Annotated in this window: 1 protein-coding gene; it reads right to left on the bottom strand. The window is 63.1% G+C overall.

What is annotated here, in order from left to right:
• Positions 1–350 (bottom strand): ATP-binding cassette domain-containing protein (locus FMN52_RS04235; RefSeq protein ID WP_148607470.1); only part of this gene is annotated, 350 nt, incomplete at both ends.

Here is a 350-nt window from a genome sequence, read left to right as displayed (position 1 = left end):
GATCTGCAGCTTGCCGGCGGCATCCTTGACGCGGCGCATGAAGTCCGGCGTCGTCAACTCGTCCTCGCCGCGCGCCTTGCGCTGCTCGTTCATCGCCACCTTCAGGAACTGCATGGTGGCAACGCCCGGAATTTCGACGGGGTACTGGAAGGCAAGGAAGATGCCCTTGGCGGCGCGTTCGGCCGGATCGAGCTCGAGAATGCTCTCGCCATTGTAGAGAATGTCGCCCTCTGTGACTTCGTAGTCGCTGCGGCCGGACAGCACATAGGAGAGCGTCGACTTGCCGGAGCCGTTCGGCCCCATGATAGCGGCAACTTCGCCAGCCTTCACCGTCAGGTTCAGGCCACGGA

It is taken from the genome of Marinobacter sp. BW6 (assembly GCF_008107725.1).
Classification (GTDB): domain Bacteria; phylum Pseudomonadota; class Gammaproteobacteria; order Pseudomonadales; family Oleiphilaceae; genus Marinobacter.
The sequence above is the reverse complement of the archived record's forward strand: the minus strand, read 5'-3'. Positions and strand labels throughout refer to the sequence as shown.